Origin of the sequence: Streptomyces sp. NPDC058257, from assembly GCF_042881845.1 — a bacterium.
GTDB lineage: Bacteria > Actinomycetota > Actinomycetes > Streptomycetales > Streptomycetaceae > Streptomyces.
In genome coordinates, this window is record NZ_JBHVXJ010000017.1 from 1 (window position 1) to 18,652 (window position 18,652).

Sequence of the window (18,652 nt, forward strand, 5' to 3'; positions counted from 1 at the left end):
GGTCTTGCTGGGACGTCGTTGGCGTGGGGTTTGTGGGCGTCGGAGCAGGGGGGTATGGCTGGTGCGTTGGGTGAGGGTGATATTGGCCGGATGAGCCGGGCGGGTGTGTCCGCGCTGTCGGCTTCGCAGGGGCTTGCGTTGCTGGATGCGGCGTTGGTGGCGCCGGATGGTGCGTTGGTGCCGATGAAGCTGGATCCTGAGGTCCTGCGGGCGCAGTTCGCGGGCGGCGAGGTTCCCCACCTCTTCCGCACCCTCGTCCGAGGCTCCGTACGCAAGGCGGCGAGCACGGCGGCCGCGGCACCCTCCGGCGGCCAGGGGGAGCGGTCCCTCGCGGAGCGCCTCGCCGCTCTCGATGCCGGTGAGCGTGGGCAGGCGCTGGTCGACCTCGTACGCGCCGACATCGCCGCCGTGCTCGGCTATCCCTCGCCCGATTCGGTCGACGCCACCAAGGCGTTCAAGGAACTGGGCTTCGACTCGCTCACCGCCGTCGAGCTGCGCAACCGCCTCAACACGGTCACCGGGCTCCGCCTGCCCGCCAGCCTCATCTTCGACTACCCGACCCCCGTGGCCCTCGCCGGGCACCTGGAGACGGAGCTCATCGGGACGCTCCCGGAGAGCGCCTCGTCGAGCGCGGCCCCGGACGCCTCCCGCACCGGCGCGCGTACCGACGACGAGCCCATCGCCGTCGTCGCCATGAGCTGCCGCTACCCCGGAGGCGTGCGGACCCCCGAGGACCTGTGGCACATGGTCTCGTTCGGTGAGGACGGCCTCTCCGGCTTCCCCACCAACAGGAACTGGGACATCGACGCCCCTGCCGACCTCCAGGGCGACGAGGGGCCCGCGTACATCACGACCGGCGCCTTCCTGCACGACGCCGATCAGTTCGATCCGGCGTTCTTCGGCATCAACCCGCGTGAGGCGCTCGCCATGGACCCGCAGCAGCGGCTCCTCCTTGAGACCTCCTGGGAGGCCTTCGAGCGCGCCGGGATCGTTCCGGCAACGCTGCGCGGCAGTGCGACCGGAGTGTTCGTGGGTATGTCGTCGCAGGGCTACTCGGCGACCCTGAACGGCGCCGAGGGCGTCGAGGGCTACGTCATGACCGGGGACGCGGCGAGCGTCGCTTCGGGCCGCCTCTCGTACTCCTTCGGTCTTGAGGGCCCGGCGGTCACCGTCGACACGGCCTGCTCGTCCTCCCTCGTCGCGCTGCACCTGGCGGTACGTGCGCTGCGCCAGGGCGAGTGCACGATGGCCCTCGCGGGCGGAGCGGCCATCATGCCGACGCCCACCTCCTTCGCGGAGTTCAGCCGCCAGCGCGGCCTCGCCCCCGACGGCCGCTGCAAGTCGTTCGCCGCCGCCGCCAACGGCACCGGCTGGGGCGAGGGCGTCGGCATGCTCGTCCTGGAGCGGCTGTCGGATGCGCGCCGCAAGGGGCATCAGGTCCTCGCGGTCGTACGCGGTTCGGCCATCAACCAGGACGGCGCGAGCAACGGCCTCACCGCCCCCAACGGCCCCTCCCAGCAGCGCGTCATCCAGGCGGCCCTCGCCGACGCACAGCTGGCGACGCGGGACGTCGACGCGGTGGAGGCGCACGGCACCGGCACCATGCTGGGCGACCCGATCGAGGCACAGGCCCTCATCGCGACGTACGGCAAGGACCGCCCGGCCGAACAGCCGCTGTGGCTCGGTTCGTTGAAGTCGAACATCTCCCACACGCAGGCCGCCGCCGGTGTCGCAGGCGTCATCAAGATGGTGATGGCGATGCGGCACGGCGTGCTGCCGCAGACCCTCAACGTGGACGCGCCGACACCCGAGGTCGACTGGTCGGCCGGTGGCGTCGAGCTCCTCACCGGCAACCGCGCCTGGCCGGAACGCGACGGAGCCCCGCGCCGCGCGGCGGTCTCGTCCTTCGGCATCAGCGGCACGAACGCACACGTGATCGTGGAGCAGGCCCCGGAAGGTCAGGCCCTGGAAGGTCAGGCCCTGGAGGTGCGGGGGCCGGATGCCGTGCCCGCTCAGCCCGCCGGGCCGCAGGTGGTGGCGGGGACGGTGCCGCTCGTACTGTCCGGGCGGACCCCGGACGCCGTACGAGGCCAGGCCGCCCTGTTGCGTGCACACCTCCTGGAACGCGAGGAGGCGGACCTCACCGCCGTGGCCCGGTCCCTCGCCATGACCCGGTCGCGGTTCGAGCACCGGGGCGTCGCCCTCGGCGCGGACCGCGATGAGCTGCTCGCCGCTCTCGACCGGCTCGCTCAGGGCGACACGAACGCCCCCGGCGCGATCGAGGGCCGCACGGGCACCGGCGTGACCCGTCCGGTGTTCGTGTTCCCCGGGCAGGGTTCGCAGTGGGCCGGGATGGCCGTTGAACTCCTGGAGTCCTCCCCGGTGTTCGCCGGGCGGATGCGGGAGTGCGGCGAGGCGCTGTCGGAGTTCGTGGACTGGGATCTGATCGAGGAGCTGAACGGCGACCACTTCGATCGTGTCGATGTCGTCCAGCCGGTTCTGTTCGCGGTGATGGTGTCGCTGGCCGCTGTGTGGCGTGCGGCGGGTGTGGAGCCCGCTGCTGTGGTGGGTCACAGTCAGGGTGAGATCGCCGCCGCCTGTGTGGCGGGTGCTCTCTCCCTGGAGGATGCCGCCCGCGTGGTCGCCCTGCGTAGCCAGGCGATCCTGGAGCTGTCGGGCAAGGGCGGAATGGTCTCCCTCGTGCTGCCCGAGGACGAGACCAGGGAGATCCTGGCGGAGTGGGGCGATCGCATCTCCGTCGCCGCCGCCAACGGTCCTTCCCAGGTGGTGGTGTCCGGTGAGCCCGAGGCCCTGCGCGAGCTCGTCGCACACTGTGAGCAGCGCGAGATCCGTGCCCGTACGATCCCGGTGGACTACGCCTCGCACTCCGCGTACGTCGAGGCGATCGAGAGCCACTTGGCGGAGGCACTCGCCCCGGTGGCCCCCCAGGCGCCGCAGGTTCCGGTCTTCTCGACCCTGACCGGCGACTGGCTTGAGCACGCCGACACCCCGATGGACGGCGGCTATTGGTACCGCAACCTCCGTCAGACGGTCCTGTTCGAGCAGGCAACGCGCGGCCTCCTCGCCGACGGCCACAACCTGTTCCTTGAGATGAGCCCGCACCCCGTCCTCACCGTCCCGGTGCAGGCCACCATCGACGACACCGACCAGTCCACCGCCGTCACCCTCGGCTCCCTGCGCCGCGACGAAGGCGGCGCCCACCGTCTCGCGCAGTCGATCGCCGAGGCCCACGTCAACGGCGCCGAGCTGAACTGGACGAACCTCTACCCCGAGACCCTGCCCGGGGACCGGGCCCGCACCGTCGACCTGCCCACCTACGCCTTCCAGCGCCAGCGCTACTGGCCACAAGCGGCCGCCCCCGGCGTCGGGGACGTCGCGTCGGCCGGGATCGAGGCGGCGGGTCACCCGCTGCTCGGCGCGTCCGTGGAGCTCGCCGACTCGGACGAGCACGTCCTCACGGGGCGGCTCTCCCTCCGTACGCAGCCGTGGCTGGCCGACCACGCGGTGGCCGACACGGTGCTGCTGCCCGGAACCGCCTTCCTGGAGCTCGCGCTGCGGGCCGGGGACGAGGTCGGCTGTGGTCTCGTCGAGGAACTCGCCTTGGAGGCACCGCTGGTCGTGGCCGGCGAAGCGGCCGTGACCCTTCAGGTCTGGCTCGGTGCCCCGGACGACTCGGGGCGCCGACCGGTGACCGTGTCCTCGCGCACGGCGGGCGCCACCGGCGGCGTCTGGACCCGGCACGCGAGCGGCACCCTCGGTGCGTCGGACGTGTCCGACGCTTCCGACGACCTGACCGTCTGGCCGCCCGCGGGGGCCGAAGCCCTGGACGTCGAAGGGTTCTACGACCGGCTCGCGGAGGCCGGGCTCGGCTACGGACCTGCCTTCCAGGGGCTGCGCGCCGCCTGGCGGGGCGCCACGGGAGGCGCGGGCGCGACGGATCCGACCGTCTACGCCGAGATCCACCTTCCCGAGTCCGAACACCGCGACGCCCAGGCGTACGGCCTGCACCCCGCGCTCCTCGACGCGGCCCTGCACGCCGTGGCCCTCGCGCCCTTCGACGACGCCGACGGGGTGCGCCTGCCGTTCGCCTGGAGCGGCGTCTCGCTGCACGCGGAAGGCGCCACGACGCTGCGGGTCCGCGTCACGCGCTCCGCGACCGGCGGCGGTGTGGAACTGCTGCTCGCCGACGACACCGGAGCCCCCGTGGCCCGGGCGGACTCCCTCGAACTGCGTCCGGTCGACACCGGGCAGCTGCGCGCGGCGTCCGGAGCGGGCCATCACGACGCGCTGTTCCGCGTCGAGTGGACAGCCCTGCGGACCCCGGCCGCGCCGACCGCGCTCTCGTGGGCGGCGGTCGGCCCCGACGGACTGAAGCTGGCCGCGCGACTCGCCGCATCAGGTGCGGGCGCGGCCGTGGACAGCTACGCGGACCCGGCGGCGCTGCGTGCGGCGCTCGACGCGGGCGCGCCCGTGCCCGGGACGGTCCTCGTCGCGTTCGACCCCGGCCCCGACGCGGACGTCGCGGACACGGCACGCGCAGGGCTGCACCGTGCTCTCGGTCTGATCCAGACGTGGCTCGACGACGAGCGCCTCGCCGAGTCCCGCCTCGTCCTGGTGACCCGGGGCGCGGTGTCCGTCGACGGCGGCGACGTGCGGGACCTCGCGCACGCCGCGCTGTGGGGCCTGACACGCTCGGCGCAGTCGGAGAACCCCGGCGGCCCCGGGTTCGTCCTCGTCGACCTCGATGACTGCTCCGGCGCCGACGCGGAGGCCGCGGGCAGGCTCTTGTCCGCCGGACTCGCGCTGGAGGAGCCGCAGCTGGCGGTACGGGGCGGCGAACTGTACGCACCCCGCCTGGTCGCGGCGCCCGCTGCGAACGCGACGGCTTCCCCGGATGCGACGGCCGCCCCGGGCACGGTGGCCGCCACGCCCCTCGACCCCGAAGGCACCGTCCTGATCACCGGCGCCACCGGCACCCTCGGCGCCCTCGTCGCCCGGCATCTGGTGGCCGAGCACGGTGTCCGGTACCTGTTGCTCACCAGCAGGCGCGGCCCGGACGCGCCCGGCGCCGCGGAGCTCGTCGCCGCGCTCGAATCCCTGGGTGCCGAGGTGCGGCTGGCGGCCTGCGACGCGGCGGACCGTGATGCGCTCGCCGCCGCTCTCGGCACGGTCCCGGACGCGCACCCGCTCACCGCGGTCGTGCACACCGCAGGGGTCCTCGACGACGGGATGATCGGTTCCCTCACGCCGGAGCGCATCGACGGGGTACTGCGCCCCAAGCTGGACGCCGCCCTCAACCTCGCCGAGCTGACCGAGGGGGAGAACCTCGCGGACTTCGTACTGTTCTCCTCGGCTGCCGCCACCTTCGGCGGCCCGGGACAGGGCAACTACGCGGCGGCCAACGCCTTCCTCGACGCGTTCGCGCACCGCCTGCGCGCCGAGGGAGTCCCGGCCACCGCGCTCGCCAGCGGCCTGTGGGCCCAGAGCAGCGAGATGACCGGGCACCTGGACGCGACGCAGCGCGGCCGGATATCACGCGGCGGAGTCGTGCCGCTGACCTCGGCGGAGGGACTCGCGCTCTTCGACGCGGGCCGCACGTCCGGGCTCGCGCAGGTCCTTCCCATACGCCTGGATCTGGCGGCGCTCCGGGCGGGCGCGCGGTCGGGGGTGCCGCCGCTGCTGCGGCGGCTGGTGCGGGTCACGGGCCGGCGCACCGCCGTGGGCGCGGCGCCCGCGGTCGCTGGAGCCGGGGCCCTGCGCCGTCGCCTGGCCGCGACGGAAGCGGCCGAACGGCCGCGCGTCCTGGCCGCGTTGGTGCGGGAGGAGGCCGCGGCGGTACTCGGCCTCGAATCGGCGGAGCACATCGAGGACGAGCGCGGCTTCCTGGAGATCGGCTTCGACTCCCTCACCGGCGTCGAGCTGCGCAACCGCCTCATGGCCGCAACGGGCCTGCGCCTGCCCGCGACCCTCGTCTTCCAGAACCGCACCCCGAGGGCCCTCGCAGAGCGGCTCGCGGAGCAGCTGGGAGAGCAGCCGGTGGAGGCGGCGCCCGTACAAGGCGAGTCCCGGAGCGACGCACAGCAAGGAGAGCGGACCGGGCAGCCGGAGACGGCCCCGGCCACCCAACAGGCGCCCGCCGCTCCTGCGGCCCCCCGGCCCGCCACCGGCCTCGCCGAGCTGTACGACGAAGCGGCCCGGCAGGGTCGCGCCGACGACCTGATCCCGGTCCTTCGGACGATGGAGCGGTTCAGGTCCTCGTTCACCGATGAGTCCGAACTCGCCGAGCCCCGCGCCTCGTTCCCGCTGTCCCGGGGGCCTGAGCCGGTCGGAGTGGTCCTGTTCACCTCGTACATCGGCCGCTCCAGCGCGTACGACTACGCACGCTTCGGCACGTACTTCCGGGACCGGAGGGACGTCAGCGTCATCACCCACCCGGGCTTCCTGGAAGGGGAGTTGCTGCCCGCCGACAAGGAAACTCTCGTGCGGCTGCACGCGGACACCGTGGAGCGCGAGGCGGGCGGCAAGCCGTACGTGCTCGCCGGGCACTCGTCGGGCGGGCTCGTCGCGCACGCCGTGGCGCGTGAGCTGGAGAGCCGGGGCGCGGGACCGGCCGGTGTGGTCCTCGTCGACACGTACGTGGACGAGGCGGCCCTCGGCGACATGGCCGCCGCGATGGGCCAGCAGCTGAGCGACCGCTACGACAGCGTGCCGGGCGCGGCGGACAACGACTGGGGCGATGCCTGGGTCACCGCCATGGCCCGTTACATGTTCCTCGGTCTGCTGCCGGAACCCCTGAAGGCGCCGACGCTCCTGGTGCGGGCCGGTGAGCCGATCATGGAGTGGACGCAGGAGTACGACTGGCGGCCCTCCTGGAAGCTGGAGCACACCGCGATCGACGTGCCCGGCAACCACTTCACGGTCATGGAGGAGCACTCACGGAGCACCGCGCGGGCCGTGGAGGAGTGGCTGGACCGGCTCTGACCGGCCGCCCGTGAGGGCCTGCCCGTGACTGCCCGCTCATGACGAAGGCCCGCCCCCACAGTGGGGGCGGGCCTTCGTCATGAGGTCGGAAAGGGTCAGGAGAGGTGCCCGTAGCCGGGCCAGATCTTCGACCAGGGCTCCCGCCGGCCGTCCAGGACCCACACCGGCACGCCGTCGACGTAGCTCTCGCCCTCGCCGCCCGCGACGGTCGCGGCCTTGTGGATCCGCGAGAAGTACGGCTTGAGCTTCGCGACGTCCGAACCCACGTACAGGACGGGCCCCGAGGAATCCGGCGGCGCTCCGAGGTACCAGTAGCCGCGGTGGCCGCTGTACGCGGACGGCAGGCCACGGTCGGCGCCGAAGTAGTCGACGGCGCCCGCCTCCTCGTAGTACTGCGTGACGACGACGGCCCGCTTCCGCTCGTCGGCGGGCAGGTCGTCGTACGCCTTCTCGACGGCGTCGATCAGGTGCGGCCAGCGCAGCGTCTCTGCGGAGAGCGGGTTGTTCTCGGGCTGCTCGGTCTTCGTCACCTGGGAGACGGGATAGACGGGCAGCGAGAGGGCGAGCGTCACCAGCGCGGTCACGCCGAACGCCGGCCAGGAGGCGAGCCACCGCCACCAGCGCCTGCCGCCCCCGCCTTCGAGGGCCACCGTGCCCGCCGCCCACAGCGGAGCGAACACGCCCACCACGTAGGCGGGCCGGCCCCCGGTGACGAGGAACAGCGCGGTCAGACCGAGGAACGTCCACGCGAGGAAGCGGTAGGGCGCGAAGTCGGGGGAGCGCAGGAGACGGATCAGGCCGTAGACGAGGACGACGGTGAAGACACCGCCGGACAGCACGATCAGATACGGCAGGAAGCCTGCGCGGCCACCGAGGATTCCCTCGGCGTCCAGGACCGAACGCATCTCCAGCTGCGGCCAGCCGTTCTGGGCCTGCCAGATGAGGCCCGGCACCGACGTGACGACGGCGACGGCCGCGCCGATCCACAGCGTCCTGCGCCGCAGCAGCTCACGCGGTCCCGCGGCGAACAGGGCCACGGCGAGCACGATCCAGTACCCGACGATGAGGTACTTGCCCTGCAGCGCGACGGCCGTGACCAGGCCCGCCCACAGCAGCAGCCGGTCGTCGCGGGACCGCACCCAGCGGATGAGCAGCCAGTTCACCACCGTCCACAGGAACAGGTCGACGGCCATCGTGGACAGCGCGTGCCCGCTGATCAGAACGGCCGGGGCGAAGCCGTAGGCGGCGGCCGTCAGGAGCTGTGCGCGCCGTCGGCCGCCGAACTCGCGGGCGGTGAGGGCCGCGACGAGGACGCCCGCCACGGTGAGCAGCGCGGGCAGCAGCCGCAGTGCGAAGAGCGAGCCGCCAGAGATCGCGTCGATGGCACGGGCGAGCAGCGGAAGCAGCACCGGCTGGTCGGCGTACCCCCAGCTGAGGTGCTGCCCCGCGCCGAGGAAGTAGAGCTCGTCGCCCTGGAATCCGTACCGCGTGCTGACCAGCAGCAGCGCGAGGCCGGACGCGCCGGCGACCGCGCCGGCCCAGCGTCCGGCGAAGGGGGACAGGCCGGTGGAGTCCTGCTCCGGGGGCGCCGTCGTGGATTTTTCGGTGCGCGCCGTGGATTGCGCTGCGCCCTGCACTTCGTCTATTTCTGTATGCGCCGTCATATCCGCCGTCCTGCGGGGGAAAGGCGGCGGGCCTGCCGGTGTGTGGAATTCACCAGAACCTCCGCGGTTACGTAGACCGGTACAGGCTCGAAGGTAGTGCCTGGGGTGGGGGTCAAGTCCATGCAGCAGGGCGGTAATTGGGCAGCTCAGGGGCGCTAGGGGATAGATAGGGGTTCTGTTCGAAGCTAGCGGCGAATAGCTTTGCGGTGCTCGACATTTTCGTGCCTGCTGATTCTCTGAACCGGGAAAGGGGGCGGCTCCGATGACACCGAGAATCTTCACGGGGGATTCGGCGCGGACCTTCGCTGAATTTGAACAGGACACATTGCGGGTCGCGATGGTTCTGCGGGCTGAAGGCATCCGCCCGGGAGACCGGGTACTTCTCAAGGCCGGCAATTCGGCAGCGTGGCTGAACGCGTTCTTCGCGCTGATGCACGTCGGCGCCTCGATCGTCCTCGTCGACCAGCAGGAGCACGCGAAGGAGACGGCCCGCATCGTCGGGCGCACCCGCGCGCGCCTCTGTCTGTACGACGACGACGCGCCCGTGCCCGCCGATCAGGACGAGGCCGTCTATCTGTACAAGCTGCTCGTCGAGGCCGCGGGCCTCGTCCCCACCGAGCAGGCCCTCGACTTCACCGCGTGGTGCGCGCTCCCGGACGGACTGATCATGTGGTCCTCCGGTTCGACCGGCACCCCCAAGGGAGTCGTCAAGAACGGCGGCCGCTTCCTGGAGAACCTGCGCCGCAACGCCGCACACATGGGCCACGGCCCCGACGACGTGCTCCTGCCACTGCTGCCCTTCGCGCACCAGTACGGCCTGTCGATGGTCCTGATCGCCTGGCTCGCCAAGTCCTCCCTCATCGTGGCGCCCTATCGGCGGCTCGACCGCGCCGTCCTCATGGGCCGCCAGTGCGGCGTGACCGTCATCGACGCGACGCCCGCCACCTATCGCAGCATCCTCAACCTCGCCCGCCGCAAGGCTGAGGTGGCCGCCGCCCTCGGTGGTGTCCGCATGTTCTGCAGCGGCGCCGCCCCTCTCGACCCGGCCCTGTCCGACCAGTACGGCGACTTCCTCGGCCACCCGCTGCTCGACAGCTACGGCAGCACGGAGCTCGGCAACATCGCCTTCGCCACCATCGACGACCCGGTCGCGTGCGGCCGTGTCATGGACGGCCTCCAACTGCTCGTCTGCGACGACGACGGCAACCGGCTCCCGGCCGGAGAGCTGGGCGAGATACTCGTCAACACCCCCGACATGATGGCCGGTTACCTCGCGGAGGACGGCACCATCGCCCCCGTCGAGCAGGGTTGGTACCGCACCGGGGACCTCGGTCACCTCGACGCGGACGGCAACCTCTTCGTCGCGGGCCGCAAGCTCGCCGTGCACCGCATGGGCTACACCCTCTACCCGGAGATCATCGAGCGGAAGGTCGCCGCCGCGGGCTGCGCCACCAAGGTGATCGCGTTGCCCGACGAGGCGCGCGGCGCCGAGCTCGTCTTCTTCGTCGAGGACCCCGCCGACCGGCCCACCGCCCACTGGCGCGCCCTCATCAAGGACGCACTGCCCACCTACGAGCACCCCAACCGGATCGTCGTCATCGACAGTTTTCCCCTGAACCGCAACGGCAAGCCGGACCGGCGAGCCCTCGAACAGCGCGCCGCGGAGCGCACCGAGCCCGAACTCGCCGCGTCCGCGTGAGCGTTCACTCCACTTCGCATCAGCTTCGACCCAGCACGCAGGTACCCGTGAGGACCCCGATGACGACCGAGCCGACCGATCCGAACGAGCCGACCCGCAGTGCCGTGGTGTTTCCGGGCATGGGGCCCGCGCGCTTCACCGACGTGGGCAAGTTCATGATGATCGACCCCTTCGTCCGCAAGCGCCTCGTCGAGGCCGACGAGGCGCTCGGCCGCTCGGTCCTCGACGGATTCCGTGCGGAAGGCGACGACTTCGGTGTGTTCGCGCAGATCGCGTTCTTCGTCAACTCCCTCTCACTGGCCGACCGGGCCCGCGAGACCCAGGGTCTCGACCCGGACTACTGCGTCGGCTTCAGCTTCGGCCAGAAGGCCGCCACGGCCTTCAGCGGCGCCCTGCCGTTCGCCGAAGCCGTCCGCCTCACCGCCGAACTCGCCAGTTGCGAAAGGGAGTTCTTCGAGGAGCAGCATCAGGAACTGGTGACGCTCACCATCACCCGCGTACCCGAAGAGGCGCTCAGCGAGATCCTCGTGGAGCTCACCGAGCGCGGTGAGTTCCACGAGGTCTCCGGCTACCTCGACGAGGGCATGTGGATGATCACGCTCCGGGAGCCGGTGCTCGAGTCCTTCCAGCGGCGCATCAGCGCGATCGGCGGCTACTCGCTCTACTCGATGAAGCCGCCCGCGCACTGCCGCGTCCTCACCGACCTGCGCGCGCGAGCGGAGGAGAAGGTGCTCGCCGGGTTCGAGATCGGCGCCCCCGAACTGCCGGTCGTCGCCGACCACGACGGCTCCCTGGTGACCACCGCCGAGCAGCTGCGCGCCATGCTTCTCACCACCTTCGACCACCCGGTCCGCTGGCCCTCCGTCGTCGAGACGCTGCGGGCGCGGGGGGTGGGCACCGTCCATGTCACCGGGCCCGACCGGCTCATCCACCGACTGGACTCGACCACCCGCAGCTTCGAGGTCGTGGCGCTGGGGCCGCAGCAGGCGCTCAGGCCCGCCAGGACCGCCTCTCGCAAGGAGCAGTGATGGCCACGCTGATGGACAGCAGGACGGCCGGCCTGAAGTTCAGCGCCAAACTTGGCGCGACCCGCGCCTTCCTGCACGCCTTCGGTCTCTTCGGTGACCCGTTCACGCGGCTCCTACAAGGGCAGCAGGACCCGTACCCGCTGTATGCGGCGGTACGGAAGCGCGGCCCCCTGCACCGCAGCCACCTCGGCACCTGGGTCACCGGCAGCCACGAGCTCGGCAGCCGTATCCTGCGGGACCGCTCGCTGTTCCTCAACCGTCGGCAGGGCGGCGTGCCCGGCCACGAGCTGATGGACGAGATCCCCTGGGACAGCTCCATCCTCGGCCTCGACCCGCCCGACCACACCCGCCTGCGCCGCCTCGCGCAGCCCGCCTTCGGGCCGAAGATGATCAGCAAGTACCGGATCTCGGTGGAGAAGCTCTGCCACAGCCTGCTCGACAAGGCCGCCGCCTCCGACGGCTTCGACCTCATCGAGGACTTCGCGGGCCCGCTGCCGCTCCTCGTCATCGGTGAGCTGCTCGGCGTCCCGGAGGAGTACCACGACCGGTTCATCCACGCCGGACGGAAGGTCGGGCCCGTCATCGACGGCGTCAAGTCCCTCAAGATGGCGCGGGAGTTCAGGTCTGCCGTCGACGACCTCGACCAGGTCTTCACCGAGCTGATCGCACTGCGCAACCGGGAGCCCGGCGACGACCTCATCAGCCGGCTCACCGCGGCCGAGGGCGAAGGCAAGCTCACCACCGAGGAACTCCTCGCGTTCTGCACCGTGCTCGCCGTCACCGGCTTCGAGACCACCACCAACCTCATCGGCAACGCGGTCCTCGCCATGACCGGTGACCGCGCCCAGTGGGACCTTCTGCGCGACGACCCGGACCTCGCGCCGCGCGCGGTCGAGGAGACCCTGCGCTACGACTCGCCCGCCCTGCAGGCACAGCGCGTCCCGCACGAGGACACCGCCCTGCACGGCCACCACATCAAGGCCGACAGCTCCGTGGTCGTCCTCATCGGCTCCGCCAACCGCGACCCCGAGGTGTACACCGACCCGGACCGCTTCGACCTGACCCGCGAGGACCCCGCCGAACACCTCTCGTTCTCCGGCGGCATGCACTACTGCATCGGCGCCCCGCTGGCCCGCATGGAGGGCGAGACGGCGCTCCGCGTCCTCGTGGACCGACTTCCCGACCTGCACGTGGCGGGGCCGGTGGCGCGCCGCAGCTCGCCCGTCATCAGCGGCTGCGTCCGCCTGCCGGTCACCGCGAAGCCCCGCTGACCTTCCCGTACGACCGCGTACGACCCCTGTATCCGAGGAGAGAGATGAGCGAGACACCCGAGTCCGAGGCCTGGCGGCGGGAGGTCGATCGCTCCACCTTCCCCCGGCGCGAACCCGGCCCGATCGACCTGCGCCGCTACTACGTGCAGCCGTCCTACTCGGGCGTGCCCACCTTCATGGGCGTCCCCCTGGCCCTGAACCAGGAGGACCTGCGGGCCGGAGGCGTCGACGTCGCCGTCGTCGGCTGCCCGGTCGACGTCTCCAGCGGGCACCGCGGCGCCGCCTACGGGCCGCGCGCGATCCGCGCGGACGAGAGGTACCTGTACAGCACCCCCGAGGGCTTCGTGCACTCCGCGACCCGCGTCAACCCGTTCAACGTCCTCAAGGTCGTCGACTACGGGGACGCGGCCGTCGACCCCTTCGACATCACCCGGTCCATGGAGCCCATCCGCGGGCTCGTCCGGGAGATCGCCGAAGTGGGCGCCAAGCCCGTCGTGCTCGGCGGCGACCACTCGCTGCTCTGGCCCAGCGTCGGCGCCCTCACCGAAGTGCACGGCCGCGGCTCGATCGCCGTCATCCACTTCGACGCCCACCCGGACTGCCACGAAGAGCTGTTCGGGCACCGTGCCACCCACACCACGCCGATCCGCAGACTGATCGACGAGGAGATGGTGCCGGGCCCCAACATCATCCAGGTCGGCATCCGCACCATCTCGGGCCCCGACGACCAGCTCTTCAACTGGATGCGACGGGCCGGAATGCGCTCCCACTTCATGGCCGAGATCGAACGCATCGGCTTCCCCGCCGTGATCGACAAGGTCATCGAGGAAGCCCGCGCCGTCGCCGACCACGTCTACCTCTCGCTGGACATCGACGTCCTCGACCCGGCCTTCGCGCCCGGCACCGGGACCCCGGAACCCGCGGGCCTGACCACCCGAGAACTCTTCCCCGCGCTGCGCCGCATCGCGCACGAGACGAACCTGGTCGGCATGGACGTCGTCGAGGTCGCCCCGCACCTGGACGCGGGCTACTCCACGGCCATGAACGCGCGTCGCGCCGTCTTCGAGGCGCTCACCGGGCTCGCCCTGAACCGCATCAAGATCTCCAGCAAGAACTACGCGAACCCGATCGTCGCCGGTGAAGTCCGCTTCCCGCTCGGCTAGCCGGGCGTACGCCCCCTGATGACCATGGATGGAACACCCTCATGACGACAGTCGCCTCCGCCGACCTGTGGGTCCGCGGCTACCACCCGGCTCCGGACGCCGAGCGCCGCCTGGTGTGCTTCCCTCACGCGGGCGGCTCGGCCAGTTTCTACTTCCCCGTCTCCCAGGCGCTGAGCGAGGTGGCGGACGTCAGCGCACTGCAGTACCCGGGCCGCCAGGACCGGCACACGGAGAAGGGCATCGACTCCATCACCGAGCTCGCGGACCAGGCCGCCGACGCCCTGCGCGCCCTGGACGACGAACGCCCGCTGACGTTCTTCGGCCACAGCATGGGAGCCGTACTCGCCTTCGAGGTGGCCCGCCGCTTCGAGCAGGACGGGCGCGGACCCGTGCACGTCTTCGCCTCCGGCCGCCGCGCCCCCTCCACTCACCGCCCGGAGAACGTCCACCAGCGCGACGACGACGGCATCATCGCCGAGATGCGCAAGCTGAGCGGCACCGACCCCAGGGTCCTGGGCGACGAGGAGCTGCTGCGCATGGTGCTGCCCGCCATCCGCAGCGACTACACCGCCATCGAGACGTACCGCGCCGAGCCCGGCACCCGCATCGGCGCCGATGTCACCGTCCTGGTGGGCGACGACGACCCGCGTACCAGCCTCGACGAGGCACGGGCGTGGGAGCAGCACACCACGGGCGCCTTCGACCTGAAGGTGTTCCCGGGCGGCCACTTCTACCTGACCGACCAGGCCCCGGCCGTCATCCAGCTCCTCAAGGCGCACCTCGCCGCGTAGCCCGCACGACAAGTGGGGCGGCACGACAAGTGGGGCGGTCACCCGATTCCGGGTGACCGCCCCACTGTTGTTCTCCCGCTTCCCTGAAAAATGGTGTTTTCCCGCTGCCCTGGAAAAGAATGAACCCGGTGGCCGATTACGGGGGAAATCGGCCACCGGGAAATTATGGGCAACGTTAGCTGTGCACCGATTTGCGCGAGCGTGAACTCACGCTGAACGCGAGGATGATCAGGCCCACCACGCCGATCGCCAGGCTCACCCACGAAGGGGCGTCGTCACCCAGCAATGCCGTGACACCGAATTTTGTGTCCCAGATCCGCTCAGTCAGGAATGATCCGATTCCCTGAACGGCCAGGACGATGCCGACCCACAGCATGTCGCTCCTCAATAAGTTCTGTTCCGGTGACCAAGCTTGCGCTTCAACATGCATCATTCAACCGCTCCTGGCACCCTGCTGTGCAGAGGGAAACGTTGGCACCCGTACCGACGAAAGTAGCGGGTGGTAGTACCGGTTCCGCATCTCGTGGACCTGGCGTGCACCGGCCCGAGGTGCAAGGCACCCGGTGCGGTGGGGGCGCGAGACGGTCTAAGCTCTGCACGACCACAGCACAGCACAGCACAGCGTGGAGCCGACATGCACGGGGGTGCGCTTGTCCACGAAGAACTCGTCGTGGCGGGTGTCTGCCTTTGACGTGGGGCTCCTCATCGCCCTGGTACTGCTCAACGTCCTCGTCGCCGTGTGGAACGGATCCCGGACAGACGGCCACCCCGACTGCGGCCCGTGGGCCGGCCTCGTCCTGCAGGTCCTGGTGTTGCTGACCCTGCTGGTGCGGCGAAGGCGCCCCCTGATGGTCCTGACCGTGGCGCTTGCGGCCTCGGTGACGATGACCGTCTCGGTGTGGCTCGCTCCCGGACTCCTGGTGACATCGGTCGACGGAGCGGGCGTGTGGGTGCCGCTCGCGGCGCCGTTCGCCACGTACAGCGCGGCCGTCTATTCGTCGCGTTCGCGGGTGGCGTGGGTGTTGACGGGGTTGCTGACGTTGGTGGCGACCCGGTTGTGGGAGTTGTCGTTCGCGGTGGCGGCGTCGGGGGTGTTGCTGACAGCGGTGCCGGGGTTGCTGGGGATGTATGTGGGGGCGCGGCGTGGGTTGATCGCGGCGTTGACGGAGCGGGCCGAGCGGGCGGAGCGGGAGCAGTTTCTGCTGGCGGAGCGGGCGCGGGCCGAGGAGCGGGTGCGGTTGGCGGGTGAGATGCACGATGTGGTGACGCATCGGGTGTCGTTGATGGTGTTGCAGGCGGGGGCGTTGCGGGTGTCGTCGTCGGACGAGGTGGTGCGTGCGGAGGCGGAGGTGTTGCGGGCCGCGGGCTGCCAGGCGCTGGAGGAGCTGCGAGACGTGGTCGGGGTGTTGAGGTCCCCGGAGAGCCTGGAGGCTTTGGAATCGGCGGAGTTGGTGATGCCGAGCGCCGGAAGCGCTGTGGGGGCGGCCGGTGGTGTGGAGGCTGAGGGGTTGCGGCTCTCGGTGCTCGTGGAGGAGTCCCGGGCCGTGGGCGTCGATGTCGAGTTCGACGAGGTCGGGGACCGGTCGGTGTGGTCACCGGTGGTGGCGCGTACCGCGTACCGGGTGGTGCAGGAGGCCCTGACGAACGTACGCAAGCACGCGCCGGGCAGCTCGGTACGGGTGGAAGTGCGGCACGGGAGCGGAGAGGTGCGGCTGCGGGTGGCGAACTCGGCAGCCGGTGGCTCGGTGGACACGGAGTTGGCGTCCAGCGGCTCGGGAAGTGGCCTCAAGGGTTTGTGCCAGCGGGTCGAACTGGTCGGTGGCACCTTCGAGTCGGGGCCGGTCCCCGGCGGTGGCTTCTCCGTGGAGTCCGTCCTGCCGGCGGAACGCCGCACCGATGTCTCATGACCCTGATCGCGACAAGTCGGACCTGGCCAGGATCTCGTCGGTAGTGGTCGTGCGGCTGCCGGAGGTCCCTGCGACGATCCCGAGCCGGATATGACCTCGCCCACGTTCACTCGAAGATGATTAGCGGGACAAGTCTTAGGTAGACTGCATGACATGGGGCGCAAAGTCGTAAAGGTGTTGGTCGTTGATGACGAGCCCATGGTCTGCGCGCATTTGAGAACGATTCTCGGATCCGCGGAAGATATCGATGTCGTCGCTGAAGCCCACGACGGTGCGGCCGCCGTGGAGAGCGTCGTGCGGCACCGACCCGATCTCGTTCTCATGGATCTGCGGATGCCGGGGGTCGACGGCCTCACGGCGATCGAAGGCATCATGAAACTCGATCAGCCACCGAAGGTCGTGGCGCTCACCACATTCGACGCCGATCAATACGTGATGCGTGCCCTGCGCAGCGGGGCCAGTGGATTCCTGGTGAAATCCACGCCCCCCGAGCACCTCATCGGCCTGGTCCGCGTCGCCGCCGACGGGCACACGGTTCTCTCGCCCGTCGCCATGCGCCGCATCGTCGCCTCCTCCTCGGACGAGGACGCGGCACGCGAGCGCGCCAAGAACCTCATCGGCAAGCTCACGGAGCGCGAGACGGACGTGCTCACCTGCCTCGGCGAGGGCCTGTCGAACGCCCAGATCGCCACGAAGCTGTTCCTCAGCGAGGCGACGGTCAAGGGCTATGTCTCGCGCATGCTCGTCAAGCTGGAGTGCACGAACAGGACGCAGGCAGGGCTCCTCGCCTACGACGCGGGGCTCGTCACCCGCTGAGCGCGGTCGACGACGAGGAGGACGACCCCGACGGCTTCTCGGGATGGATCCACGTCTCCGTCGTGGGTACATAGGCGGGCAGTACGGATTCGATGCGGAAGCCGCTGCCCGTCGGCCCGAACTCGAAGGTTCCACCGACCAGTTCGACCCGTTGCCGCAGCCCCTTCAGGCCACTTCCCGAACCGCTGGACGCCAACTCCGTGTCCAGCGTCCGCGTCGCCGCGGAGTTGGCCACCCGAAGACGCACCCGTCCCGTCTCATAGCGCACTTCCACCCGTACCGAGCTGCCCGGCGCGTGCTTGCGTACGTTCGTCAGGGCCTCCTGCACCACCCGGTAGGCGGTACGCGCCACCACCGGTGACCACACCGACCGGTCCCCGACCTCGTCGAACTCCACATCGACGCCCACGGCCCGGGACTCCTCCACGAGCACCGAGAGCCGCAACCCCTCAACCCCCACAGCGCTTCCGGCGTTCGGCATCACCAACTCCGCCGACTCCAACGCCTCCAGGCTCTCCGGGGACCTCAACACCCCCACCAAATCCCGCAGCTCCTCCAACGCCTGGCAGCCCGCGGCCCGCAACACCTCCGCCTCCGCACGCACCACCTCGTCCGACGACGACACCCGCAACGCCCCCGCCTGCAACACCATCAACGACACCCGATGCGTCACCACATCGTGCATCTCACCCGCCAACCGCACCCGCTCCTCGGCCCGCGCCCGCTCCGCCAGCAGAAACTGCTCCCGCTCCGCCCGCTCGGCCCGCTCCGTCAACGCCGCGATCAACCCACGCCGCGCCCCCACATACATCCCCAGCAACCCCGGCACCGCCGTCAGCAACACCCCCGACGCCGCCACCGCGAACGACAACTCCCACAACCGGGTCGCCACCAACGTCAGCAACCCCGTCAACACCCACGCCACCCGCGAACGCGACGAGTACACCACCGCCGAGTAGGCGGCGAAGGGCGCCGCCAGGGGTACCCACACTCCTGAGCCGTCTCCCGATGCCACCAGGAGTCCGGGCGCGAGCCACGCCGACAGCGTCATCACCACTGATGCCGCCGCCGCCACACCGAGCACTGTCAGCGGCCACACCCGCCGCACCACCAGCGCCAACACCATCATCACCTGAAGACCAAGCCCCGCCCATGGACCAAACAGGGGATGGTCTTCACGGGGGTAGCCGCTCCACACGGCCACGAAGATGTTCAGCACGATGAGAGCGGCGACGAGGATGGTGTCCTGAACGGCGCTGCGGCCCAACCATCGAATCGGCCATTTCACGGCGGTCACCCTACTGGCGCCCA

Annotated in this window: 11 protein-coding genes; 8 read left to right on the forward strand and 3 right to left on the reverse strand. The window is 70.8% G+C overall.

Going from position 1 to position 18,652, the window contains the following annotated elements:
• Positions 1-7,002, forward strand: a 7,002-nt coding sequence (locus ACFVXC_RS31505; protein ID WP_389912107.1) for an SDR family NAD(P)-dependent oxidoreductase, incomplete at its 5' end; no start/stop codon positions are given.
• A 95-nt stretch (positions 7,003-7,097) separates the two neighbouring features.
• Here ACFVXC_RS31505 and ACFVXC_RS31510 read toward each other — a convergent pair.
• Positions 7,098-8,666: an ArnT family glycosyltransferase gene (locus ACFVXC_RS31510; protein ID WP_389912110.1), complete on the reverse strand. Its 1,569-nt coding sequence runs from the start codon at positions 8,664-8,666 to the stop codon at positions 7,098-7,100.
• 262 nt (positions 8,667-8,928) lie between these two features.
• On the opposite strand from ACFVXC_RS31510, the gene ACFVXC_RS31515 reads away from it, so the two are divergent.
• Genes ACFVXC_RS31515 through ACFVXC_RS31535 form a run of 5 tightly spaced genes read left to right on the forward strand, consistent with a single transcriptional unit; the run spans position 8,929 to position 14,618 of the window.
• Positions 8,929-10,365 carry a class I adenylate-forming enzyme family protein gene (locus ACFVXC_RS31515; protein WP_389912113.1) on the forward strand — a complete coding sequence of 479 codons (1,437 nt, stop codon included), beginning with the start codon at positions 8,929-8,931 and terminating at the stop codon, positions 10,363-10,365.
• Between the two features lie 59 nt (positions 10,366-10,424).
• Positions 10,425-11,393, forward strand: a complete 969-nt coding sequence (locus tag ACFVXC_RS31520; protein ID WP_389912116.1) for an ACP S-malonyltransferase — start codon at positions 10,425-10,427, stop codon at positions 11,391-11,393.
• Entirely contained in the window at positions 11,393-12,664 is a 1,272-nt protein-coding gene (locus ACFVXC_RS31525) for a cytochrome P450 (RefSeq protein ID WP_389912118.1), read from the forward strand. The genes ACFVXC_RS31520 and ACFVXC_RS31525 overlap by 1 nt, the downstream gene beginning before the upstream one ends.
• 44 nt (positions 12,665-12,708) lie before the next feature.
• Positions 12,709-13,827, forward strand: coding sequence for an agmatinase family protein (locus ACFVXC_RS31530; RefSeq protein WP_389912121.1), 1,119 nt, complete (start codon positions 12,709-12,711; stop codon positions 13,825-13,827).
• Positions 13,828-13,868: 41 nt separating this feature from the next.
• A complete protein-coding gene (locus ACFVXC_RS31535) occupies positions 13,869-14,618 on the forward strand; it encodes a thioesterase II family protein (RefSeq protein WP_389912124.1) in 750 nt (249 codons plus the stop codon).
• A 175-nt stretch (positions 14,619-14,793) separates the two neighbouring features.
• Here ACFVXC_RS31535 and ACFVXC_RS31540 read toward each other — a convergent pair whose 3' ends face one another.
• On the reverse strand, positions 14,794-15,051 hold the full coding sequence (locus tag ACFVXC_RS31540; protein WP_389912126.1) for a hypothetical protein: 258 nt from the start codon (positions 15,049-15,051) through the stop codon (positions 14,794-14,796).
• 217 nt (positions 15,052-15,268) lie between these two features.
• Here ACFVXC_RS31540 and ACFVXC_RS31545 point away from each other — a divergent pair, with 217 nt between their 5' ends.
• A complete protein-coding gene (locus ACFVXC_RS31545) occupies positions 15,269-16,525 on the forward strand; it encodes a sensor histidine kinase (protein WP_389912129.1) in 1,257 nt (418 codons plus the stop codon).
• Between the two features lie 153 nt (positions 16,526-16,678).
• Positions 16,679-17,341 (forward strand): response regulator, encoded by a 663-nt coding sequence (locus ACFVXC_RS31550; RefSeq protein ID WP_389912132.1) that lies wholly within the window; start codon positions 16,679-16,681, stop codon positions 17,339-17,341.
• Here the strand turns inward: ACFVXC_RS31550 and ACFVXC_RS31555 are convergent.
• Positions 17,331-18,629: a sensor histidine kinase gene (locus ACFVXC_RS31555; protein ID WP_389912135.1), complete on the reverse strand. Its 1,299-nt coding sequence runs from the start codon at positions 18,627-18,629 to the stop codon at positions 17,331-17,333. The genes ACFVXC_RS31550 and ACFVXC_RS31555 overlap by 11 nt on opposite strands.
• Between the last annotated feature and the right edge of the window lie 23 nt (positions 18,630-18,652).

Bases quoted from the DNA above. Each gene is read 5' to 3' on its own strand.
- ACFVXC_RS31510 (WP_389912110.1), bottom strand. From the start codon at position 8,666: ATGACGGCGCATACAGAAATAGACGAAGTGCAGGGCGCAGCGCAATCC.
- ACFVXC_RS31550 (WP_389912132.1), top strand. From the start codon at position 16,679: ATGGGGCGCAAAGTCGTAAAGGTGTTGGTCGTTGATGACGAGCCCATG.
- ACFVXC_RS31535 (WP_389912124.1), top strand. From the start codon at position 13,869: ATGACGACAGTCGCCTCCGCCGACCTGTGGGTCCGCGGCTACCACCCG.
- ACFVXC_RS31540 (WP_389912126.1), bottom strand. From the start codon at position 15,051: ATGATGCATGTTGAAGCGCAAGCTTGGTCACCGGAACAGAACTTATTG.
- ACFVXC_RS31515 (WP_389912113.1), top strand. From the start codon at position 8,929: ATGACACCGAGAATCTTCACGGGGGATTCGGCGCGGACCTTCGCTGAA.
- ACFVXC_RS31520 (WP_389912116.1), top strand. From the start codon at position 10,425: ATGACGACCGAGCCGACCGATCCGAACGAGCCGACCCGCAGTGCCGTG.
- ACFVXC_RS31525 (WP_389912118.1), top strand. From the start codon at position 11,393: ATGGCCACGCTGATGGACAGCAGGACGGCCGGCCTGAAGTTCAGCGCC.
- ACFVXC_RS31530 (WP_389912121.1), top strand. From the start codon at position 12,709: ATGAGCGAGACACCCGAGTCCGAGGCCTGGCGGCGGGAGGTCGATCGC.